Annotated in this window: 23 protein-coding genes and 1 riboswitch; of the genes, 12 read left to right on the top strand and 11 right to left on the bottom strand. The window is 50.8% G+C overall.

Annotation, left to right across the window (positions count from 1 at the left end; genetic code table 11):
• Positions 1-15 precede the first annotated feature (15 nt).
• The 7 genes from ACAN54_RS08740 (at position 16) to ACAN54_RS08710 (ending at position 7,956) form a co-directional block, all read left to right on the top strand.
• Positions 16-1,119, top strand: coding sequence for an AAA family ATPase (locus tag ACAN54_RS08740; RefSeq protein WP_379153070.1), 1,104 nt, complete (start codon positions 16-18; stop codon positions 1,117-1,119).
• A complete protein-coding gene (locus tag ACAN54_RS08735) occupies positions 1,116-3,461 on the top strand; it encodes a DUF5682 family protein (protein ID WP_379153067.1) in 2,346 nt (781 codons plus the stop codon). The genes ACAN54_RS08740 and ACAN54_RS08735 overlap by 4 nt, the downstream gene beginning before the upstream one ends.
• Complete coding sequence (locus ACAN54_RS08730) at positions 3,462-4,673, top strand: VWA domain-containing protein (protein WP_379153065.1); 1,212 nt, start codon at positions 3,462-3,464, stop codon at positions 4,671-4,673.
• Between the two features lie 126 nt (positions 4,674-4,799).
• Complete coding sequence (asd, locus tag ACAN54_RS08725) at positions 4,800-5,888, top strand: aspartate-semialdehyde dehydrogenase (protein WP_379153063.1); 1,089 nt, start codon at positions 4,800-4,802, stop codon at positions 5,886-5,888.
• Between the two features lie 145 nt (positions 5,889-6,033).
• Complete coding sequence (locus ACAN54_RS08720; protein ID WP_379153061.1) at positions 6,034-6,210, top strand: DUF3934 domain-containing protein; 177 nt, start codon at positions 6,034-6,036, stop codon at positions 6,208-6,210.
• Between the two features lie 107 nt (positions 6,211-6,317).
• Positions 6,318-7,028, top strand: coding sequence for a pseudouridine synthase (locus ACAN54_RS08715; RefSeq protein ID WP_379153059.1), 711 nt, complete (start codon positions 6,318-6,320; stop codon positions 7,026-7,028).
• 31 nt (positions 7,029-7,059) lie between these two features.
• On the top strand, positions 7,060-7,956 hold the full coding sequence (locus tag ACAN54_RS08710) for a hypothetical protein (protein ID WP_379153057.1): 897 nt from the start codon (positions 7,060-7,062) through the stop codon (positions 7,954-7,956).
• Between the two features lie 65 nt (positions 7,957-8,021).
• On the opposite strand, the gene ACAN54_RS08705 is transcribed toward ACAN54_RS08710, so the two are convergent.
• Positions 8,022-9,800 (bottom strand): ABC transporter ATP-binding protein, encoded by a 1,779-nt coding sequence (locus tag ACAN54_RS08705; RefSeq protein WP_379153055.1) that lies wholly within the window; start codon positions 9,798-9,800, stop codon positions 8,022-8,024.
• Between the two features lie 62 nt (positions 9,801-9,862).
• Positions 9,863-10,300 (bottom strand): MarR family winged helix-turn-helix transcriptional regulator, encoded by a 438-nt coding sequence (locus ACAN54_RS08700; RefSeq protein WP_379153053.1) that lies wholly within the window; start codon positions 10,298-10,300, stop codon positions 9,863-9,865.
• Positions 10,301-10,459: 159 nt separating this feature from the next.
• Between ACAN54_RS08700 and ACAN54_RS08695 the strand changes: the two genes are divergently transcribed.
• A complete protein-coding gene (locus tag ACAN54_RS08695; RefSeq protein WP_379153051.1) occupies positions 10,460-11,002 on the top strand; it encodes a GNAT family N-acetyltransferase in 543 nt (180 codons plus the stop codon).
• Between the two features lie 72 nt (positions 11,003-11,074).
• Here the strand turns inward: ACAN54_RS08695 and thiE are convergent, their stop codons facing one another.
• From thiE to ACAN54_RS08660, 7 genes are all read right to left on the bottom strand, one after another.
• Positions 11,075-11,716, bottom strand: coding sequence for a thiamine phosphate synthase (gene thiE / locus ACAN54_RS08690; protein WP_379153049.1), 642 nt, complete (start codon positions 11,714-11,716; stop codon positions 11,075-11,077).
• On the bottom strand, positions 11,716-12,546 hold the full coding sequence (gene thiD / locus ACAN54_RS08685; RefSeq protein WP_379153047.1) for a bifunctional hydroxymethylpyrimidine kinase/phosphomethylpyrimidine kinase: 831 nt from the start codon (positions 12,544-12,546) through the stop codon (positions 11,716-11,718). Before thiD ends, thiE begins: the two co-directional genes overlap by 1 nt.
• 25 nt (positions 12,547-12,571) lie before the next feature.
• Positions 12,572-13,372, bottom strand: coding sequence for a hydroxyethylthiazole kinase (thiM, locus tag ACAN54_RS08680; protein WP_379153045.1), 801 nt, complete (start codon positions 13,370-13,372; stop codon positions 12,572-12,574).
• Positions 13,373-13,421: 49 nt separating this feature from the next.
• A complete protein-coding gene (locus ACAN54_RS08675) occupies positions 13,422-14,465 on the bottom strand; it encodes an ABC transporter substrate-binding protein (RefSeq protein ID WP_379154175.1) in 1,044 nt (347 codons plus the stop codon).
• A gap of 5 nt (positions 14,466-14,470) precedes the next feature.
• A complete protein-coding gene (locus ACAN54_RS08670; protein ID WP_379153042.1) occupies positions 14,471-15,220 on the bottom strand; it encodes an ABC transporter permease in 750 nt (249 codons plus the stop codon).
• Positions 15,221-15,233: 13 nt separating this feature from the next.
• On the bottom strand, positions 15,234-15,992 hold the full coding sequence (locus ACAN54_RS08665) for an ABC transporter ATP-binding protein (RefSeq protein WP_379153040.1): 759 nt from the start codon (positions 15,990-15,992) through the stop codon (positions 15,234-15,236).
• A 153-nt stretch (positions 15,993-16,145) separates the two neighbouring features.
• A riboswitch (TPP riboswitch) is annotated at positions 16,146-16,248 on the bottom strand.
• Between the two features lie 71 nt (positions 16,249-16,319).
• Complete coding sequence (locus ACAN54_RS08660; protein ID WP_379153038.1) at positions 16,320-16,976, bottom strand: TetR/AcrR family transcriptional regulator; 657 nt, start codon at positions 16,974-16,976, stop codon at positions 16,320-16,322.
• Positions 16,977-17,168: 192 nt separating this feature from the next.
• Here ACAN54_RS08660 and ACAN54_RS08655 point away from each other — a divergent pair, with 192 nt between their 5' ends.
• From ACAN54_RS08655 to ACAN54_RS08640, 4 genes are all read left to right on the top strand, one after another.
• The gene (locus ACAN54_RS08655; protein WP_379153036.1) at positions 17,169-18,689 is read left to right on the top strand and encodes a DHA2 family efflux MFS transporter permease subunit; all 1,521 of its coding nucleotides are present in this window, start codon (positions 17,169-17,171) and stop codon (positions 18,687-18,689) included.
• Between the two features lie 291 nt (positions 18,690-18,980).
• On the top strand, positions 18,981-19,832 hold the full coding sequence (locus ACAN54_RS08650) for an amino acid ABC transporter substrate-binding protein (protein WP_379153034.1): 852 nt from the start codon (positions 18,981-18,983) through the stop codon (positions 19,830-19,832).
• 58 nt (positions 19,833-19,890) lie between these two features.
• Positions 19,891-20,559, top strand: coding sequence for an amino acid ABC transporter permease (locus ACAN54_RS08645; RefSeq protein WP_379153032.1), 669 nt, complete (start codon positions 19,891-19,893; stop codon positions 20,557-20,559).
• 11 nt (positions 20,560-20,570) lie between these two features.
• Positions 20,571-21,323, top strand: a complete 753-nt coding sequence (locus ACAN54_RS08640; RefSeq protein WP_379153030.1) for an amino acid ABC transporter ATP-binding protein — start codon at positions 20,571-20,573, stop codon at positions 21,321-21,323.
• Positions 21,324-21,396: 73 nt separating this feature from the next.
• On the opposite strand, the gene ACAN54_RS08635 is transcribed toward ACAN54_RS08640, so the two are convergent.
• Positions 21,397-22,071, bottom strand: a complete 675-nt coding sequence (locus ACAN54_RS08635; protein ID WP_379153027.1) for an S-layer homology domain-containing protein — start codon at positions 22,069-22,071, stop codon at positions 21,397-21,399.
• A gap of 133 nt (positions 22,072-22,204) precedes the next feature.
• Entirely contained in the window at positions 22,205-23,080 is an 876-nt protein-coding gene (locus ACAN54_RS08630) for an AraC family transcriptional regulator (RefSeq protein WP_379153025.1), read from the bottom strand.
• Between the last annotated feature and the right edge of the window lie 54 nt (positions 23,081-23,134).

Here is a 23,134-nt window from a genome sequence, read left to right as displayed (position 1 = left end):
AAAGGAGAGATATCCATGTCAACGGAACAAGAACACCTTCAGGATTATATGCGTCTGCCGGCAGAGGTATTGTATCAGGAAGAGCTGGAGGCGCTGCGTAAGGAGGATAAAGGTAATATTCCGGCCGGATGGCAGATGTCACCGCGCTCGGTGCTGACCTTTATCGCAGGCGGAAAGGCTGGCAAAAAGGTGATTACCCCTAAATACATCGGCAACACGCGCCTGATTGAGATGGCCGTAGCCACCCTGGTCACCGACCGCGCACTGCTGCTGATCGGGGAGCCGGGAACGGCAAAATCCTGGCTGTCGGAGAACCTGGCAGCGGCCATCTATGGCAACTCTGGACTTGTTGTACAGGGCACGGCCGGCACCAGTGAAGAGCATGTTCGCTATTCATGGAATTATGCCATGCTGCTGGCTAACGGCCCAACCCCGGAAGCACTGGTCAAAAGCCCGATTATGCGGGCTATGGAGGATGGCGGGATTGCCCGGTTCGAAGAGATCTCCCGCTGTGCTTCGGAGGTGCAGGATGCGTTGATCTCCATTCTCTCGGAGAAGACGATCTCCGTGCCGGAGCTTGGTAAGGAAACGGGTGCGCGCAAGGGCTTTTCCATTATAGCCACTGCCAATACAAGAGACCGCGGTGTCAACGAAATGTCGGCTGCACTGAAGCGGCGCTTCAATATTATCGTGCTGCCTGCACCGACGGATATTGAAACCGAGTTGTCGATTGTGAAGAAGCGGGTTGCTGAGATTGCATCCTCCTATAATCTTGGGGCTTCCGTTCCTGCGGATGAGGCGCTGCTGAAGGTGGTTACGATCTTCCGGGAGCTGCGCAGCGGCATGACACTGGACAAGAAGGAGAAGGTAAAAACACCGGCTGGGGTGATCTCCACGGCTGAGGCCATCTCCCTGCTGACGAACAGTATGGCGCTTGCAGCCAGCTTCGGTGATGGTGAGCTGACAGAACGCGACCTTGCTGCAGGACTTCAAGGAGCAGTGGTCAAGGACGATGACAAGGATAAGCTGGTCTGGAAAGAATACCTGGATAATGTGATGAAGAAAAAAGGAGCAGAATGGCGCGGACTTTACCAGGCCTGTAAGGAGCTGAACGAGTGAAAGCGACCGCTGAAGCCGGGGTGAATATTTTCGGAGTACGTCACTTGTCTCCGGGCGGCGCGAAGCATCTGCTGGAATACCTGAATGAGCTTCAGCCAACGGCGGTGCTGATCGAAGGCCCAAGTGATGCCACGGATGAAATTCGCCATTTGACGCATCGTTCAACCCAACCTCCCGTTGCTATATTGGCTTTCACGGAAGAGCTGCCGGTTCGGACTGCACTGTGGCCTTTAGCGGTCTATTCCCCTGAATATCAGGGGATGAAATGGGCCAGGGATCATGGGGCGGATGCAGCATTTATTGATCTTCCTTCCTCGGTTATTCTGAGTCTGCAGGATGCCATGAGACGGGAAAGTCTATCCGTACAGCAAGTGAAGCCAGAAGTGAATGAGACGGGAGAGCCGTCTACGGAAGCGATTAAGGAAGAAGAGTCGGTGTATAGCCGGATTGCTCGGCTGGCCGGTGAACATGATTATGATATGTACTGGGAGCGTAATTACGAACACAACGCAAGTACCGGAGCTTATCGTGCGGCGATTCTTTCATTCTCCGCCGAGATGCGCTTACTGTCGGAAGGTCGGGAGCAGCTTGAGCAGCCGAAGGAGCACGCTTATAACGCGCTGCGCGAAGCCTATATGCGGCGGCAGATCCGGGAGAAAATCGCTGAGGGCCATGCGCCGGATAAGATCGTGGTCATTTGCGGAGCATATCATGCTTCTGCGCTTACCGATCTGTCAGAACCCCTGGATGATAAGCAACTGGCGGGTCTGCCTTCACGCAGTACCAAGCTGACACTGATGCCATATTCGTATTACAAGCTCTCGACAAAGTCTGGCTACGGGGCAGGGAATGGAGCACCACATTACTTTGAAATGATGTGGGAGACCATGGAGGCCGGGCGGCCGGAGGAGCTGGCGCATCTTTATTTGTCCACGTTGGCGGGCTATTTGCGCAGCAGCGGGACCCACCGCTCCACGGCTGAGGTAATCGAGGCGGTACGCCTGGCCGAGTCGCTGGCTGCGCTGCACGGCGGTAGTGCGCCTACCCTGCGTGATTTGCGCGATGCTGCTCAGACTCTTCTTGGCCACGGTGAATTATCTGTCATTGCCGATGCCCTGGCTAGAGTGGATGTGGGGACAGCCATCGGGCAACTGGCTGAAGGTGTCAGTCAGACCCCCATTCAGGACGATCTGAACCGGCTGCTGAAGCGATATAAGCTGGAGAAGTATAAATCTACCGTAGCCAGTGAACTATCGTTAGACCTGCGGGAGAACCGCAGAGTAACTCGTGAGGAAGCAGCGTATCTGGATCTGAACCGGTCTGTTCTCTTCCATAGACTGCAGCTGCTTGGCATATCTTTTGCCAAGAATAGGCCCAGTGGACAGGATGCGGCCACCTGGGCAGAATACTGGATCATCCAGTGGACCCCGGAGGTCGAGATTCAGGTTGTCGAATCGACCCTGCTGGGAGAAACGATCGAAGTGGCTGCCGCCTATGTACTGCGTGAGAAGCTGCAGGCTTGCCGGTCTATCGCCGAAGCCTCGGTGCTCATACGAGTCGCCTGTGAATGCGGTTTGACGGCACAGATGGAGGAAGCCAGCCGTGTACTTCAGAGTCTTGCTGCAGACAGCCGCGATGTAGTTGGTATTGCTGCAGCAGCCCGTGAACTGGCCACCATTATCGGCTTTGGCGACATCCGTAAGGTGGATACCGTGCCTCTAAGACCACTGTTGGAAGAACTATTCCGGCGGGGATGCCTGTTCCTGCTCGATGCTAGTGGCTGCAATGATGAGGCCGCCGGGCAGATGATTGTGGCTATGAATGAACTGAACGGAATATCTCTGGACCACAGTGAGACGGTTGATGAACCGCTGTGGCTGAAGGAATTGCTGCATCTGTCGGAGCAGGATAACCGTAACCCGAGACTCTCCGGGTTCGCCTGTGCCATTCTAATGGAGCGTGGGGCGATCACTGCTGAGGAGGTTGCTTCGGAAGTCTCCCGCCGCTTGTCTCCCGGCATCCCGGCCGATCTGGGGGCTGGCTGGTTCGAAGGCCTGTCCATGCGTAACCGGTATGGACTGCTGTCAAGAATGAGCCTCTGGGAGCAGTTGAACGAATATATTAATGCGCTCGAAGATGATGAATTCAAGCGGGCGCTGGTGTTTCTGCGCCGGGCATTCAGCACTTTCTCGCCAAGGGAGAAGACGATGATCTCCGAGCTGCTTGGCGAACTGTGGGGTGTGGATACGGAGCAGGCAGCAGAGATCCTTACCGGAGAACTGAAGGAGGATGAAGCCAAGATGCTGGACGATTTGAATGATTTTGACTTCGGGGATTTCTAGATGACGAATGATATTAAGCAAGAGAGCACAGTTACCCGTTGGCGTCTGATCTTGGGACAGGAAGCCGAGGCATCACTCGCAGCTTATGGCGAAGGCGGCCAGCTTAGCCTGACTGAAGAGGAGCTGATTATGGACTCAGCACTTGCCGCTATCTATGATGAGACAAACGGAGGAAGCAGCTCCGGTAACTCTCCTGCCGGCCGGGGGAAAGGAGCAGGGACCGGCCATGCCGCCCTGAATCTCTCGAAATGGCTTGGTGATGTGCGCAGCTACTTCCCGGAGGATGTCGTATCGATCATCCAGAGCGATGCCATGGAGCGCCGGGGCTGGAAACAGCTGCTGTTCGAGCCGGAACTGCTAGCTGCGGTGAAGCCGGATATCCAGCTGGTAGGCACGCTTTTGTCATTGAAGGGGAAAATTCCTGAAAAAACAAAAGATACCGCAAGAATGCTGGTTCAAGCTCTGGTTGATGATCTGGTTAAGCTGCTTGAAACCGATATCCGCCGTGCTGTTACCGGGGCGCTGAACAAGCGGCAGCATTCTCCACTGCCTTCGCTAAGTGGGCTTGACTGGAAGCGGACCATTCAGCGGAATCTGAAGCACTACGACCAGGAGCGGCGAATCATTATTCCTGAGCGGTTTTATTATTTTGACCGGGCCAGACGCAGCAAGGAATGGACAGTTATCGTTGATATTGACCAGAGCGGTTCGATGGCCAGCTCTATTATCTGGGCTTCGGTCATCGGGTCAATCTTCGCCAGTATTCCGGCGCTGAATACCAGGGTGGTTGTTTTTGATACCGAGGTAGTGGATTTGACGGAAGAATGTGCGAATGATCCGGTGGATATGCTGTTCGGGATTCAGCTAGGCGGCGGAACGGATATCCATAAGTCGGTAAAGTATTGCGAGCAGTTCATTGAAGAGCCGAAGAAAACGCTGTTTATTATCGTCTCGGATCTGTATGAGAACGGGAACCAAGCTGGGCTTGTGCGCCGGATGCGCGATCTGCGCGAGTCGGGAGTCCGCACAATGACCCTGCTCGCCTTGTCGGATGAAGGCAAGCCCTCCTATGATGAGCGGCTGGCTGGCCAGTTGTCACGCGATGGCACTCCTTGTTTCGCCTGTACTCCGGCTCTACTGCCTGCGCTTGTGGAAGGGGCGCTTAAGGGGCAGGATCTTGGCGAACTGGCGAAACGCCTGGGCGCTTCATAACACCGATAATTTTTTCCAAAAGCCTCTTCTTTACAATCACATATTGTGTAAGCTGCATATATCATTTATAATCGGTTATTAAAAAGCACCTATCGAAGGCGCTGCTTGAAAGGAAATGAAATTCTTATGTCAAGTAAGTTGAGAGCGGGTATCGTCGGGGGTACCGGAATGGTAGGCCAGCGTTTTATCGCATTGCTTGAGAATCATCCCTGGTTTCAAGTAACGGCTATTGCCGCAAGTGCGAACTCGGCAGGTAAAACTTATGAAGAATCGGTCAAGAACAGATGGAAGCTCTCCACTCCTATGCCTGAGGCGGTCAAAAGCATCATGGTTCAGGATGCCTCCAAGGTGGAGGAAGTAGCTGCAGATGTTGATCTGATCTTCTGCGCCGTCGATATGAAAAAAGAAGAGATTAAGGCGCTGGAAGAAGCATATGCGCGTACTGGAACTCCTGTAATTTCCAATAACTCCGCTCACCGCTGGACGCCTGACGTTCCTATGGTGATCCCTGAGATCAATCCTGAGCATCTGGAAGTCATTGCTCAGCAGCGCAAACGTCTGGGCACAGAGACTGGATTCATCGCGGTTAAGCCTAACTGCTCGATTCAGAGCTACATGCCTACACTGCATGCGCTTAATGATTTTAAGCCGTCCAAGGTGGTGGTGACTACCTATCAGGCGATCTCCGGTGCAGGCAAAACCTTTACCGACTGGCCGGAAATGGTGGACAACGTCATTCCCTATATCGGTGGTGAAGAAGAGAAGAGTGAGCAGGAGCCTCTACGGATCTGGGGTAATGTGACAGACGAAGGTATTGTGAAAAGCGAACAGCCTGTTATTACGACACAATGTATCCGTGTGCCTGTTGCTGACGGTCATATGGCTGCAGTGTTCGCCTCCTTTGAACAGAAGCCGTCGAAGGAAGAGATTCTTGAACGCTGGAACAGCTTTCAAGGCCGTCCGCAGGAACTTGGTCTTCCAAGTGCGCCCAAACAGTTCATTACCTATTTCACAGAGGAAAATCGTCCTCAGACGCAGCTGGACCGTGATATCGAGAATGGTATGGGTATCTCTGCAGGCCGTCTCCGCGAAGATTCATTGTACGACTACAAATTCGTCAGTCTGTCCCACAATACGGTAAGAGGTGCAGCCGGAGGCGCGGTATTAATCGCTGAACTGCTCAAAGCAGAAGGCTACATTCAACCGAAAAAGTAATCTGCATTTCTATATAATTTGGAGTAGTAACAGCCTGCCGGATCTGCCCCGGCAGGCTGTTTGCGTATTTTCCTGACATATGGTGCATGGTAATGGTAAGATAGATGGAAGCAAGGCGAAAACTGATTACTGACGGAGTGATATTGTGGCAAAAAGTAAAGGCGGCGGCACAGGCAGAGGAACAGGCAGCAAAGGCTGGACCCGCTGGAACAAAACGGCGAAACCTGTGAAACCAAAAGGCGGACCCTCCGGGGGACCTGGCGGCAAAGGTACGGGTGCAGCCAAGAGCAGCAACGCAAAACAAACCGGGAGCGGCAAGTAAAACGGCCGGATGCCAATAGATCATCAAGGGGCATCTGATTTGGAATGGCTACTTCGATTCAAATCAGATGTTTTTTCTATTTAACTTGCAGGAGTGCGAAATCTAATATGAGAATCAATAAATACATAAGTGAGACAGGTGTGTATCCAAGACGGGAAACAGACAGATTAATTGCGGCTGGAAGGATTACGATTAATGGCCGTCCTTGTGCAAAAGGTGCGGAGGTTGAGCCGGGAGACATTGTAGCTGTAGATGGAGAGCGGATAACAACGGTGAAAGGTGCCCCCGTCTATCTTGCACTTAACAAACCGGTGGGCATCACCTGCACATCCTCGCGTGAGGTGGAGGGGAATATCATTGATTTTGTGGGATATCCTTCGCGGGTGTTTGCCATCGGCAGGCTGGATAAACATTCCGAGGGACTGATCCTGCTGACCAATGACGGTGCGATCGTGAACCAAATGATGCGTTCGGAGAACGGGCATGAGAAGGAATATGTGGTTACCGTAGACAAACCCGTTACCGATGAGTTTTTGCAAAAAATGTCCGCTGGCGTAGATATCCTGGGCACCCGGACCAAATCATGTGAGACCAGCCGTGTTAGCGAATGCGAGTTTCGGATTATACTCACCCAAGGGCTGAATCTGCAGATCCGCCGCATGTGCAAGGAATTAGGGTACAGAGTGCTAAGGCTGGAGCGGATCAGGATAATGAATATATCCTTAAGCGGACTGGAGAGAGGGCAGTGGAGGCATCTGGAGCAAAAAGAGTTGACAGAGCTTCTTGGAACGCTGAGCGGTAACCCGTCTTCTATATAAAAATTAGAGTGATAGAGGAGGACTATCTCATATGCGATTTGTGAATCTTACTCTCATTTTATTGATGCTGACCCTAGCCGGGTGCTCATCCACATTACCTCTTTCTACACCGGCTATTTCGTCGCTTCCTTCTCCAGAAGTCTCTCCAGAATCGTTCCCACGGATCGAGGATCAGTATCCCGGTTATGTACATAAGGATTCTTTTGAACTGAACGCTCAGAACTATGAAGTCTACTACTGGAATAACGGCGAATTTGATTATACACAGTTTTTGATCGCTAAGAACCGCGAGATCGTGTTCGATAGTCAGCAAGCCGCATTAAAACCAGAGGGCGGAATGATTAGTGATCGCAAGGAAGAGGTTTGGGCAAAAGCACTCCTGCAGAACAGCCGGCCCACCTTTCAATTCGAGCTGGCTGATAATCGACCCGAGTCAGCAACGATAGTAATTGAGGAGATTGATGGCGAGTTTCAGGTTACGGTAAATGATAATGTGCTGCTGATCTTTGAGGATGTGGATCAGGATGAACAGCCGGAGTTGTTAGCCAGTCCTTATTCCGGTCAGGTGCCGCTGGGTCCTGCATTATTCGCAGTATATGAACTCAGGGGCAACCAGTATGTTCCCGATAAGGACAGAACATTGCAATATTATGAGGATCAGCTGCCACATCTGGAACAGAACTTCAAGACTGACCCTACGGAAAGCAATTTAGAGGCATTGCTTGATGTCTATCTGATCCTGGAGAGGATAGATAAGGCGCAGGCAAAGTTCCCGGAGTTCTATAACTGGGCAGGACAGACTGCCGGGGATGGAGGTTTTGTGGACACTTACAACCGGCGCATCCAAGAGGGTTCCTATGATCAGATCGACGGATGGATGAGCAAGCTCACACCGCTGAAACACTCTCATCCTTCATCATCATTATAAATAATCCGCAACAGTCCCGTTTCTTAGATGGACTGTGCGGATTTTTTGTCATACATTTATTTACATTAAGCCAGCACTTTGGGTTCGAACTGTTTGTCATATAAATCCCTGTAGACTCCGTTAATCTCAAGCAGCGACTTATGTGTCCCTTTCTCAACGATCGCACCGGCCTTCATCACGAGAATTTGGTCCGCCGCCATGATAGTGGAGAGCCGGTGGGCGATAACGATGCTGGTCTTGCCCTGAAGCAGGGAATGCATGGCTTGCTGGATATAATATTCGGAGGCTGTGTCCAAGGAGGAGGTGGCTTCGTCCATAATAATGATCGGCGGATTCTTAAGCAGCACCCGGGCGATGGAAATCCGCTGTTTCTCGCCTCCGGACAGCTTGATGCCCCGGTTGCCTACAACTGTATCGTATCCCTCCGGGAGACTCATAATGAAATCGTGGATATAGGCTGCCTGGCACGCGGCGATCATCTCAGCTTCACTGGCCCCGTCTTCTGCATACATCAGGTTATCCCGAATCGTTCCATTGAACAGATAGGTATCCTGTGTGACGAGGCCAATCTGTGACCGTAGTGAAGCAAGCGTGAAGTCGCGGATCTCGCTGCCGCCGATCGTGATCGATCCTGAATCTGTATCATAGAGGCGCGGAAGAAGGTTGGTGACGGTTGTTTTCCCGGCGCCGCTGGGACCGACGAGTGCAGTCAAGGTTCCCGCAGCAGCAGTGAACGAAATTCCGTGCAGCGCTATTTTATCCGCCTGGTAGGCAAAAGAAACCTCATGAAATCCGACGTCCTTGCCAACTGCGCTTAAGGCCCTGGCCTCCGGCTTATCAATAATCTGAGGTTTCATGTCAAAATAGTCAAAGATCCGTTCAAACAACGCCGCAGATCGTTTGATATCCACATAGAGATTCGTCATTTGCATCACGGGACCGTAGAGTCTCCCCAGCAAGGCTACAAAGGCTACGATTGCCCCTACAGATAAATCTCCCTGAATGAACAGATAGCCGCCATATAAGTAAATCAGCAAGGGTCCAATACTGGTGAAGGTGGACAGAACCATCATGAACCAGCGTCCGGCCATAGATTGACGGATTTGCAGGCGGGTGGCTTCGGAGTTGATGGTCTGGAATTTCGCGTATTCCGAAGATTCTTTGGTGAACAGTTTCATAAGGAGATACCCGCTAATGCTGAGTGTCTCCTGGATAATCTGATTCTGATCAGAGATTTTTTCCTGGGTCTGCTTGGCCAGCTTCCAGCTAATACTGCCCATCTTGCGGGTTGGGACGATGAATAATGGGATCACAATCATGCCGAGCAGCGCCAGCTTCCAGTTCATGATGAACAGCGTAACTCCAGTGGAGACAAGAATGAACAGATTGCTGGCAAAATTGACTACTGTGCTGCTGAACACACTCTGCACACCGGAGATGTCACTCGTCATCCGCGTAATGACTTCACCTTGCTGCACCCCGGAGTAGAACTGCAGAGGCATTTTTTGCAGATGGTGGTACATCTGATTTTTCATATCGTAGACAATGTGCAGTGAGATAAATGAATTCAAATAATTCTGCAGTACACCCAGCAGGCCGGACACGATAGTTGTACCGAGTGAAGCAAAAACGAGCAGAGTGAGCAGCCGCAGATTTTTATCCGGAAGCGCCTGATCGATAATCTGCTGGATGAACAGGGGAGGCAGGAGTCCAAGCACAGCGGTTACCATTAGTACAGCCATAACGAGTAGAGTTTGTTTCCAGTAGGGTATGAAAAATTTCGCGATACGCAGCAGGAGAGCTTTGCTGAGATTAGTTTTGCGTGCGTCATCATCGAAATTCAATCGGCCATGGGGGCCCCCCGGTCCAAAACCTCGGGACATTTACATCACCAGCTTCTCTTGATTTAGGGATTCAGTTGCAGTAGCAGCTGCTTGTTCATATGAATGAGCTGACGCAGCTCATCCTCGTTGAATTGCTCCAGGGCATCCCCGAGTACTTTATGGGACCAGGCTTCCTCGTTATACCGCAGACATAATGCTTCGCCTTCAGCGGTGAGATACAGCTTAGTCTCTCTGCGGTCCAACTCCGATACTGCACGGGTGACCAAGCCTTTAAGTGCCAGAGCATCAATGTGCAGACTAACCCTGCTTTTGTTAAAAATCATACGTTCTGTGACATCCTTCTGGGTCTGACCCGGATGCTGTAGAAGGGAATTGAGGATGCCGAATTGATGGACGGTCAGACCAAGGTCCGCCGCGCTTTGATGTGCCAGCTTCTTAAGCTGGCGTGCTACTGCAAAAAACGATTGATACACTTCTATGGTCTGCTCACGATCAGCCATCCTGCACCCCCCTTTGAAGAAAAGTTATCCTTGTAAACTGTTTATAAAGTAAACTAATAATACAGTAAAGTCAAGAACGAGTAATATTGACTAAACTGTTTGCAGGCTTAATATGGAAAGGTGTAGCGCAGCTAAACCCCTCAGGAAGGAGAGTACATAATGAAAAAGGAACTATGCCAATATGAACGCGGAGGCACAATCATCACGATACGGGAGGCAGACCCCGCAGATGCCCGATTACTGCCACAACTCCGGCTGCAAATCGATGGAGAGACTGAGAATTTAGATAGGGAACAAGGGGAGGCGTTCATCGATGCAGCGGGCTTCGAACAGCTTATCCAAGATGATGCTGCTAACCCCAAGCACCTTTTTTTAGTGGCAGAGGTAGACGGCAGGCTGGCTGGATTCTCCAGATGTGAGGGGAGTAGCTTGAAGCGTTTGAATCATCAAGTGGAATTTGGGATAGGTGTGCTGAAGGAATATTGGGGCGTTGGCATTGGCAGCCAGCTGCTGGCCGCCTCCATTAACTGGGCGGAAGCCAGTGGCATCCGCAAAATCACTTTGAAAGTGCTGGAAACCAACATCCAGGCAATCGCACTCTATCAGAAGCTGGGATTTGAAGAGGAAGGCCTGCTGAAGAACGATAAGCTGCTCTCTGACGGTAGGTATTACCACACTATTGTAATGGGGAGATGGCACTGAAGATTCTTGTTGATATATAAAAAGCACAACGCCGAGTGAAGAAGGGCTGTTGTGCCTTTTTTGTTAAATTACCTACAGGAACTTTCGTGCTGCAACGCTGATGTTGTCTGCTCCGGCGATCGCTGAGATTATGGCGATTCCATCGGCTCCGGCTTTCATTACAGGTACTGCATTGTCCGCAGTAATACCGCCGATTCCAACCAGGGGAATGGTAAGTCCGCTTCGGCGCAGCTTCTCTATCACAGCGGTTCCCTGGACCGCCTCAGCATCATCCTTGGATGAGGTAGGATAGACCGGTCCGACACCCAGATAATCGGCTCCGTCTGCAATGGCCTGTTGAGCTTCTTCAAGGGTGTGGGCGGAGACGCCGATGATTTTGTGTGCTCCCAGCCGCTCACGGATAGAACGTGCCGGCGCATCCTCCTGCCCGACATGAACACCGTCCGCATCCAGGGCAATCGCCAGCTCAATATCATCGTTCACGATAAAGGGTACCTGGTATTCCCGGCAGCACCGCTGGAGCTGCCGGGCAAGCTCAACATATGCTTGGCCTGTGATAGCTGAGCTGCCTTTTTCCCGATACTGGAACAAGGTTATCCCACCGTCAATCGCTTCAGTGAGTGTTTCCAATGGATCTTTCCGGCAGTTTACACTACCCATAATGAAATACAGCTTCAGCATTCTGCGCATCCGCTCACTGTCCATCCGCTGCATCAGCGTTTCCCCCTCAGTCTGTTCTGGTAGGCGAAGTGATTCGTCGGACCGTGTCCCAAGCCTATATTCAAGCCGTCTTCAATGGCTGCATGGATAAAATCCTTGGCCGTACGGATTGCCTCTGAGAACGGAAGCCCTTGCGCTAGCCCGGACGTGAGGGCAGCTGAATAGGTACAGCCAGTTCCATGGGTATGGTGCGTTGCAATACGCGGACTTTCCAGATAAGTGAACTTCACTCCATCATAGATAAGGTCAGTCACCATGTGATTATCTTCATCATGACCGCCCTTAAGGACCACATATCGCGGTCCCATGGCATGAATAATTCTGGCTGCTGTTTCACGGTCAGTCATGCCGGATATCCTCATTCCTGTCAGGATTTCGGCTTCAGGGATATTCGGTGTTGCAGCCAAGGACAATGGCAGCAGATGGGTAATCAAAGCCTGCACGGCTTCCTGCTGAAGCAGGGGGGAACCGCCTTTGGCGACCATGACCGGATCAACGACCAGATGATCCCAGCCATAGTGCCGGACCTTGCCTGCTACCACACGGATGATTCCGCTGCTGAACAACATGCCGGTTTTGACGGCATCCGGTCTAAGATCGGTTCCGATGGAATCAAGCTGGGTAGCAACGGCATCCACTTCAAGAGGATATACACCTTGTACACCTAAGGTGTTCTGTGCAGTTACTGCGGTAAGGGCGGACATGCCGTATACCCCCAGCTCCTGAAAGGTTTTCAGATCGGCCTGAATACCAGCTCCGCCTCCGGAGTCGGAACCGGCAATGGTTAATGCCTTGAATACTTTTTTTCCTGTAGACTCTGTCATTACGGGTTCTCCTTTGGTTAAGCAGTTATCGTTGTTCCAGTTGCTGTACACGGGAGCGCTCTGCGTATACTTCAGGTGTAACGAGAGCCAATTGATTCAGGAACTCGATCTGGAAGCTGCCAATTCCCTGCTGGCGCGTCCGGTCCGCTGCGATTTCGGCAGCAACTCCATAGAAGGACAGGGCTTCTACCGCTGCTTCCAGCCAAGCTCCGCCACTTGCTGCCAGGAATGCACCAACGACTGCACTGAGCAGGCAGCCGGTGCCGGTAACCTTGGTCAAAACAGGATGTCCGTTACTGACTACATAGGTGGTAACGCCATTCGTGATGACATCCTCTTTACCGGTGATAATCACCACACATTTAAGCTTCAGCGCAGCTTTTACAGCAAGTGCTGCCACATCACCATCTCCGCTTCCGGCATCCACCCCTTTAATGCTCCAACTCTCGCCTACAACATGGGCCACTTCAGCGACATTGCCGCGCAGTGCGGTAATCTGCATATGGTTGACCAGCTTATGGGTAACACTGGTACGGTAAGCGGTAGCCCCGGCACCCACAGGGTCTAGCACGACCGGCACGTTATGCAGATTAGCCGCCTTACCGGCAAGCAGCATCGAATCAATGGCATAATCATTAAGGGTGCCGATATTCAGCACCACAGCTCCCGACATAGCGGCAATATCTGCGACTTCTTCATGTGCATCCGCCATAAAAGGGGAAGCCCCCAGTGCAAGCAGCCCGTTCGCGCTAAAGTTCGCGACCACAATATTCGTAATGTTGTGCACTAGCGGATTGCTGTCCCGCACCTTGGATAAAAAAGACATGATGATTCCTCCTAAAATATATTTGAGTGATCCTTCCTTAAATTCCCCATCACAAGTTAATAAAAGCTTCTCCGGTCTTCACCTTACCATTTAGTAGACCGTTATCACTCAGCCAGTTCTGTACCTTTTCCCACGATGCAGGGTCCTGATAGCCAAACGGCTCATTCCCGGCGTCCATCAGGGGCAGCAACAGATTCAGGCTTTTGGACTCAATGCTTTTGTCGAGTGGAGCCGTAGCATCTTCGTGAGCCAGCAGAAGATCAAGCGCCTCTTGCGGGTGGTCTGCCACGAATTGTTGTCCTTTACGTGCTGCATGGATGAACTTCTGAATGTAACCTTCCGAATTCTGCAGACCCAGGTCACTAGCAACCAGGACTAGCTCATAGTAATCGGGTACACCGTAATCCTTTGGATCCAGTGAAATAACCGGATGGCCTTCCTGTTCCAGAATCAGCTCCTCGTGGTTAATGAATCCTCCTATAATTCCATCTACACGTCCGGTAGAAAGGGCAGGAATCAGGTCAAAGCCAACATCAGTTATGTTTACTGCGCCAGGATCCCCGCCATCGCTTTGGATCATTGTTTTCAGCATTGCTTCATAGAGAGGGATAGAGGAGTATCCGGCAGTTTTGCCTGCCAGGTCTTTAGGACTCTTGATCCCGCTGTCCGCAGGAACCATCAGATGATTAAGCGGATGCCGGACGATCGCAGCAACGGACTTCACCGGAATCTGCTCACCCCGTGCCATCAGCACCTGCGGCTGGTAGCTTAGGGCCAGGTCAACTTTGCCTGCGGCTACAAGCTTGAGAGCATCATTGCTGTCTGCGGGCATCTGAATATCCACAGTAAGACCTTCGTCGGCAAAATAGCCCTTCTGCTGGGCAGCGTACAGGAAGGAGTGGACAGCATTCGGATACCAGTCGAGCATAATCGTCAGCTTGTGGGGGGTCCCGCTATGATCTGCAGCTGCAGAACTGTCAGGTTCCTTAGTACTGCTATTTCCGCAGCCGGCTACCGCAACTCCCAGGCATAGAAGCAGCAATAATGGAAGCAAAGGAAGGGACCTTTTTCGAAAGGGTTGTTCAGTATGCATTAGTTTCATTGATGAATGCCTCTTTTCTGCACAATAATTTTTTCGAGCAGCACAATAAATAGAAATAGAACGATTCCGAGTGCGGATAAAAGAAATACAGCGGCGAACATTTCCGCACTCTGCAGATTCCCCGCCATCCGCCGGCTGAAATACCCGAGCCCCCGGCTTCCGCCCAGCCATTCCCCGATCGTCGCACCAATGACGCAGTAGACCATAGAGAGCTTAAGTCCGGAGAACAAAGAGGGCAGTGCAGGCGGAATCTGGATCTTACGCAGAATCTGCCAGCGGGTGGCACCTAGTGTGAGCAGCAGTTCTTTGTACACAGCACCACTTTTGCGCAGACCATCAAAGGTACCTATAACTACCGGGAAGAAGGCGGTAAGGAATACTACCGCTACCTTGCTCCACATGGTATAGCCAAACCACATAATAAAAATGGGCGACAGTGCAATCAGTGGAACGGTCTGACTGATCACCAGCAAGGGGTATAGTGCTTTTTCAAGTGGAGTGAACATGTGCATACCCGTCCCCAGCAGCATCCCGCAGGTGGCCGACAGAACAAAACCAAGCAGAACCTCCTCCAGAGTAGCGGGTAGATGCTGACCGAAGAGCAGCAGTCTCTGCTCCACAAGCGCGGCCCATATGGCTGTTGGTGCAGGGAGAATGAAAGCCGGAATCAGCTTCAACCGGGCAGCACTCTCCCAGCCGGTAAGTGTCACGAGGACTAGCACGGCAAAAGGAACATAATCACTCACAAGGGTTCTGATACTAGCGCGTCTCATGCAGCCTCCGCTCTAATTCCTCCCGCAAAGCAACAAATTGCGGTTCATAATTCATACGGTAGTGTCTGGGACGCGGCATTTCCACCCTGAATTCCTGTACACCGCCGCTAATTCCATTCATTAGATAGATCCGGTCACTGAGCAGCAGTGCCTCCTCCAGATCGTGGGTAATGAACAGAACGGTTTGTTGCAGACTGCCCCATAATTCCAGGAGCCAGCGGTGTAACTCGCGTTTGGTAATGGCATCCAAGGCTCCAAAAGGCTCATCCAGCAGCATCAGCTCATTTCCGGCAGCAAGGGTGCGCAGCATAGCTACACGCTGACGCATCCCGCCGGACAGCTCCTGCGGGTAGAGCCGCTCTTTACCTTTAAGTCCAAACCGGTCTAGCATCTCACGGATCTCCTTTATGGCTTCTGATTTGCTGCCTTTTCGCTTAAGCTCCCAGGGGAGCAGGCAGTTGTCCATCACGGTTCTCCAGGGCAGCAGCAGATCCTGCTGAGGCATATAAGCGACCTGGCCTAGTCTAGATGAAGGATCATTAGACGTCATTCCGTGAATTTTCAATTCACCTTCCGTATGCTGAAGCAATCCGGCAATGATCTTGAACAGGGTGCTTTTCCCGCAGCCGCTGGCACCGACTATGGAAATGAATTCGCCCCGCCTGACATTCATTGAGAGTTCGCTGAATACCGTAGACTGCGGTGAAGCAGAGTAGGAATAGGACAGGTTACGGATAGATATCATCTTGGTATGTATAAGCCTCCTTTCTTGTACACGCATTTGCAGCCGGATTTGTAACGATCTGAATGGGATGGAAACACAATAAAGACCCATCCGTCTCCAGAGGAGGCAAATGGGTCTGAAAGGTTCGGCAGTAGGCAAGGAGCAGTACCGCAGATCGTTTCTGTTCCACTTCCCTCCGCTGGTATGATCCAGATCAGGTTCCAAGGGTCCGAAGCTTAAAGCTTCGTCTCAGTCATAGACTCCCCTAGTGAAATAGCAGGTTAATATAATATTCGCAATTGCTAACTAATATAGCATATTCCAGAATGTTGTCAAAAGAAATAGTACTCAGCACCGCTGCAGCCCGGTTACGAAGAGGGTCAGAATTCCCTCGGTAATCTCTTTTTTGCCGGACCCGTGAAGCTTCTGTTGATAGAGGTAGAGATCAGGACTGAGGACTGCGATCAATGAAGTTGCAGCAAAATGGGGATCAATGGTTATCAGCTTGCCATCATCAGCGAGCCGCTGCAGCCGCTCGGCCATCACAGCATTCAGCCGCTGGAAAATCGGATGCTCAAACTGGGTAAGCTGTTTTTTGCCGGTAAACTCAGACTTGATCATCTGGAGCAGTTCGGCATGCTGGTCTATGAAATCCACGACCTGTTCGATACTCCTCCGCAGCCCCTCAATGGAGCTGTCTGATCCAGCCGGGACTTGAAGCTCGTGCTCCAGACTTGCAAGAAATTGTTCAGAATTGGTGGAGAGCAGGGCAGAGCAAATTTCACCTTTATCCGTAAATCTGCGGTAGAGCGACCCCTGACCCATTCCTGCCCGCTTGGCGATGCTGTACATGCTGACTGCTTCGAGACCATTATCTCTAAAAAGCTCTCGGGCGGCTTCAAGAATACGCTGTACATATGGATCCTGATAGTTCCGGGAGGATGATGGATTGGTTTGAACTGTTGGATTTGAGGACGGGCTGCTGGCGGGTTCTCTCGGGTTCATAGCAGACTCCTTTCAGAAATTCAGCATAAATTTACAGAAAACGTGAGAACTACATTGACAGAGCGGACAATTGTCCGTAGACTAAAAAATGCGATACCGGACAATTGTCCGTTTCAATATACATTATATAAATTATGCTGCGTTGCGGTCAATGAATTCCCCTTCGCAGTTCAATTCAGGAGGAGATAGAGAATGGAGCAATCGCTGAAATCGGATGCCGATTTTCGTCTGTCAAGCATTCTGGTTCCACTGCTGGCTATTATTGCCGGTGTATTCATGGTGGTGCTCGACAGTACTGCTATGAATGTAGCTTTGTCCACTCTGGTTAAGGATTTCAATACAGATTTAAATACTTTGCAATGGATTGTGACCGGCTACATGCTGGCTCAGGCCTCAGTAATCCCGTTATCCGGGTGGTTGTCTGACCGATTCGGTTCTAAGACTGTTTTTCTGACTGCGGTTATTGTATTCACTATCGGTTCTATCCTCTGTGCAACACCTAGCCGTGCAGAGTGGTTGATAGCGTTCCGGGTCCTGCAAGGTCTGGGAGGAGGATGTGTGCTCCCGGTCGGCATGGCCTATGTCTATAAGCTGGCTCCCAAGAGTAAGGTAGGCGTAGTCATGGGAATTATGGGCATTCCTGTACTGTTCGCTCCGGCAATCGGTCCGGTCCTATCCGGCTGGCTGGTGGAATATCATTCCTGGCGCTGGATCTTTCTGATTAATATTCCTATCGGAATCATCTGTCTTCTCATCGGTTCACGTAAGCTGCCGCAATCGGAACGCAGCCAGGTTCCGGGTATGGATAAGCTTGGGATGATTCTTGGGCCGCTTGCATTTGCTTCTCTTTCTTACGGGGTAAGCCAGGGAGCGGATAGCTGGACATCGGACAAAACACTGATCGGCCTATTACTGGGTACGGCAGCGTTAATTGCTTTTGTCATTGCTGAGCTCCGTTCGGATACACCTCTGCTGGAGCTGCGTATTCTGCGCTCGCTTGATTTCAGCACAGGTATATTTGTACAGTGGATCGCACAGTTCGGTTTGTATGGTGCGTTGTTCCTGCTCCCCCAGTTTCTGCAGCAGGCCCGCGGCTTCGGGGCATTCGATACCGGTCTTACCCTGCTGCCCCAGGCGATCGCTTCCGGCCTTATGATGCCCATTGCCGGGATTTTGTTCGACAAGATTGGAGTTCGCTGGCTGGTGGTCTGCGGACTTAGCCTTGTCTCGGGTGCTTTGTTCCAGTATTCTCATGTGGACCTCACCACGCAGAGCAGAGATTTGATTCTGCCGCTGATCATGTGCGGTGCAGGCATGGGTATGATGGTAATGCCTATGAATACACATCTGCTCAACAAGGCCCCAAGTCATTTGGTTAACCGGGTTACCTCTTTGACTAACTCCATGCAACAGGTAATCAACTCACTGGCTGTATCTACACTTGTAACGATCTTGACCTCAAGAGCGGCAGCACGGGGCGCCGAAATGCAAAAGGCTGCAGGTGCAGCCGGCAAGGACGCGGCCCAAGCTTCGCCCGATGCTTTGAAGCTGGCTACACAGACTGTTCTGGCCAAAGGGTTCGACGATACTTTTCACATTATGATCTTTGTTGCTCTCGGAGGTGCTGTATTGGGGTTGCTCCTACGGAGAGGGCGCAGAGGTGGGAAAGACGGTTCAAAGTCAAAAGTGCAACCAGAAATGATGCATGGTTAAATTCTGGAAGTACAGTCAGGATTAGATCTGACAATCTCCGTTCAGCATTCAGGTGCTGCGGAGATTTTTTTGTTTCTGATTCTTCTGGGGAGATTAATAAGTTTTGGGCAAGCTATCCCTATATGAGTGCCTTCAGAAAGTGAATTGTAGGGTTATAACGCTTACAATATAATTCCGATGTTTATTATCGGAAAAAGGTATTGACTCCACTGACTTGACGGTGTTACTATTCAACTTGCCGGTGAACAGCCGGTACATACAGAGAATGATACGAGAGGGGTTAATCTATTTATGAAAAAACTTAGTCTGACTATCCTATTGCTGCTTACAGTGGTGCTGGTGGCTGCTTGCGGCAATAATAACAATAATGCTGGAGGCAATAACACAGCAGCCGAGTCCTCGGCAGCACCCACTGAAGGAGCAGCTGCATCTGCGGAACAAAACAGCCTGGAGGCCATCAAAGCCAGCGGCAAGCTGCGTATTGGAACAGAGGGTACCTATGCGCCATTTACTTTCCATGATGCTTCCGGCAAACTAACTGGCTTTGACGTAGAGATCGCTGAAGAAGTTGCTAAGCGGCTGGGAGTGAAAGCGGAATTCTTCGAAACCCAGTGGGACGGAATTTTTGCCGGGATGGACGCCAAGCGCTTTGACGTTATTTTCAATGAAGTTTCCATTACCGACGAGCGCAAGGTGAAGTACGATTTCTCGGATCCTTATATTGTCTCCAAAGCCGTGTTGATCGTTGGTGAGAAGAATGAAGACATCAAAGCCTTCGCGGATCTGAAAGGCAAAAAAGCCGGCCAGTCCCTGACCAGTAACCTGTCCGATATCGCTCGTGAGAACGGAGCTGAAATCGTTCCAATTGAAGGCTTCAATCAGGCTATTGATCTGCTGACCTCAGGACGTATTGATGCAACCGTGAATGACGGACTATCCTATCTGGATCTGAAGAAGCAGAAGCCGGATGTGAAGATTAAGGTCGTTGACGAGATTGCAGAGGGTTCCCAGAGTGCTGCTGTTTTCCTGAAAGGCAATGATGAGCTCGTAGCCGCGGTGAGCGAAGCCCTGGCAGCTATGAAGAGTGACGGTACGTATCTGAAGATTTCCGAGAAATATTTTGGCGCTGACGTTTCCAAATAATAACGGATGGACGAGGGCGGCTCAGGCCGCCCGGAGTCTAGAGAAGGATGTCTGATCTATGGATGACCGCAAAATACAAATTTTCCTTGATTCGATGCTGCCCCTGCTCAAAGCCGGGGTGGCTTTTACCATTCCGCTGGCTGTTGTCTCTTTTATATTGGGACTGCTTCTTGCTGTGTTGACCGCACTTGTCCGTCTGTCACCATGGACTATACCGAAGCTGATCGCCCGTTTTTACGTATGGATCATTCGCGGCACACCGCTTCTGGTCCAGCTGTTTATTATTTTCTACGGTTTGCCGGTAGTTGGCATCATACTTGATCCTTTTATTGCAGCTACAATAGGATTCACGCTCAGTGTGGGCGCCTATTCCTCTGAGATTGTGCGGGCTGCAATTCTGTCGATACATAAAGGCCAATGGGAAGCCGCATTCTCAGTCGGAATGACGAGGGGACAGGCACTGCGGAGAGTCATCCTTCCTCAGGCGGCACAGGTATCGATTCCGCCATTGTCCAATTCCTTTATAAGTCTGGTTAAGGATACCTCGCTAGCCGCGACGATCACATATGTCGAAATTTTCAAAACAGCACAGCAGATCACAGCAACTACGTACGAACCGCTGTTGTTGTATTGCGAAGCGGCTTTGTTCTATCTGCTGTTTTGTTCTGTACTGTCCGTTCTGCAAAATTACCTGGAGAAACGGCTCGACCGCTTCTCGGCGAGATAAGGAGAAGTACCGTGATTGAAATTCGTGACTTGCATAAATCATTCGGTCCCCTCCAAGTACTGAAGGGTGTGGATCTTACCGTAGAACATGGTAAAGTACTCGTAATTATAGGTCCTTCCGGTTCCGGAAAAACAACATTACTGCGCTGCTTCAATCTGTTAGAACAACCTGATCAGGGAAGCCTGTCACTGGGTGATCTGAAGCTAAATTTCACGGCCGGAGTCAAAATCCCGCAACGTTCAGTTCTGGCGCTCCGCCAGCGGACCGGGATGGTCTTTCAGTCCTATAATTTGTTCCCGCATATGACCGCTCTGGGCAATGTAATGGAGGGTCAGGTCACAGTCCAGAAACGTTCCAAGGAGGAGGCCCGCAAGCGGGGCATCGAACTCCTGACCAAGGTTGGGCTTGCGGACAAGGTAGACGCCTATCCGCATCAATTATCAGGCGGACAGCAGCAGCGGGTTGCCATTGCGCGGGCGATGGCCGTGGAGCCTGAAGTGCTGCTGTTCGATGAACCCACTTCGGCGCTTGATCCCGAGCTGGTAGGGGAAGTATTGAAGGTAATCAAGCAGCTTGCCGCTGAAGGGATGACCATGGTCATCGTGACCCATGAGATGAAATTCGCTGCGGATGTGGCGGATCAGATTATATTGATGGATAACGGCGTAATCCTGGAGCAGGGGACACCGGCGCAGGTGCTGGAGCATCCAACAAATCCGCGGGCGCTACAGTTTCTAAACCGGCTTAGCGGTGAAGATATCTAATCAGATGCATAACGCAAAAAGGCAGTCCGGAGAAAAGTCCGGACTGCCTTTTTGCTTGACCACGGGATGGATCTTAACTCTGGGGAGCGATGTCTGTTTTGGATTCCAGGTATTCCAGAGCGTTGTAGAGCATAATAGCGGCTTCGGCGCGTGTGATTTCACTTTTTGGATTAAACTTGCCGTCGGTATCCAAGGTGTTGATCTTGTATTTCAACGAGCGCTGAATACTGCCTTGGAAGGAAGGGTTCAATGCATCTGCATCGGTGATGTCGACAGGGACGATATTGATCATTGGCAGATTGCCCGCTTTTTCTACCCCTTGGATCAGCAGGTTCGTGAAAAGTTCTTTGGTCATTGGCTTCGCTGGGTCGATATCGGCGGCAATTTCAATCCCGTTGTAGTGCGCGTTAATGAAAGCTTCCGTGTACCAGGCATTGTCCTTAACCTTGGAGAACAGGCTGCTGGCGAGCGGTGCTTTATTGAAGTCTATAGCCGCAAGGCTCAGCTGAAGTCCTCCTGAGATGAACTGTATCCCTTGAGCTGTGGATACTTTGGAACCTGGAAGGAACTTGGTGTCTGAGATGCCTTTAATCAAACCTTGGTCCTTTAGGGAATTGATTTTGTCTTTGCCGGTTATGCTGTCAATATCCTTGAAGCTGCTGTCAGCGGCAAAGATGGGGCCGGCGAGTGAAAAACTAAGAAGGGATAAGCTGGTGACCGCTGCAAAAGCTGTTTTTTTAAAGTTCATATGAATGCCCGCCTTTGATTGTAGAATTCAGGCCGTTGGCCTTTTTCAACTCTTAGACGACACAGAATATGGAAAGGTTGCAGGCAATTGATTTTTTAGCACTATTGGAGGTTAGTCTACACGGTTTGAATGCTTAATCTACGGGAATATATATCGTGATACGCATATGATCGGGAAACGAAGAGTTCATCACATCCGTGATTTCAAAATCCGGACCTTCCCGCCGTTCATAGCCGGAATTTGGCAGCCAGGTTCCATATATATAGTTGCGGGTTGTTGGAGTCAGCGATGCTGGTCCATAAGCTTTGAACATGGCATACTTTCCTGCGGGCAGGATGAACCGATGGTAATTCTCATCCGGTAATGGTGCGGTTTCTGATACCGCCTCCCCTACGATAAATGAGAAGTCGCCATTGTCCTGATAATCACAAGAAATACCGTAAGACATTCCAGGAGAGACCTTTTCCGTGATAGGCATAAAGCGCCCGTGTCGTCCGAAATCATCGTAAAATGCGGGAATATCCGCGTAATGGCCATCTCCGTTCAGGCTGGTTTTGTATCTGCAGCCGATGATAGGTGTGCGTTCAAGCTGGATCAAGGTTGGTTTGTCCATTTGCTCTACATCTCCTTCGGTATTTTTATGCAGCTCCAAAAAGTTGATTTTTTGCTGGGATGCAGTAATCATATCCAGAGATTTGCGGTACTTGCCTGGAGTCACACCTGTATAGCTTTGAAAAGCTCTTGTGAAGGCCTCCTGGGACTGATATTGGCAGTCCAGGGATATTTGCAGTACACTTTCACTGCTGTGGCGCAGGTGCTTTGCAGCTTCGGTAAGTCTCCGTTTACGGATGTACTCGTGTACAGTAAAACCGGAAACCGCCAGGAACATCCGTTGGAAATGAAATGCCGAGAAACAGGCTTTGCCGGCAATCTCGGTAATCCGCAGTTCTTCCTGCAGATGTTCTTCAATATAATCCAGCGACAGCTGAATCCTTTGATAATAACTCATCCGTTTCATCCCTTTACAAGTGGAGTACAAATTCTATTATGAGGCATGAGAAAT

The organism is Paenibacillus diazotrophicus (assembly GCF_042610465.1).
The sequence above is the reverse complement of the archived record's forward strand: the minus strand, read 5'-3'. Positions and strand labels throughout refer to the sequence as shown.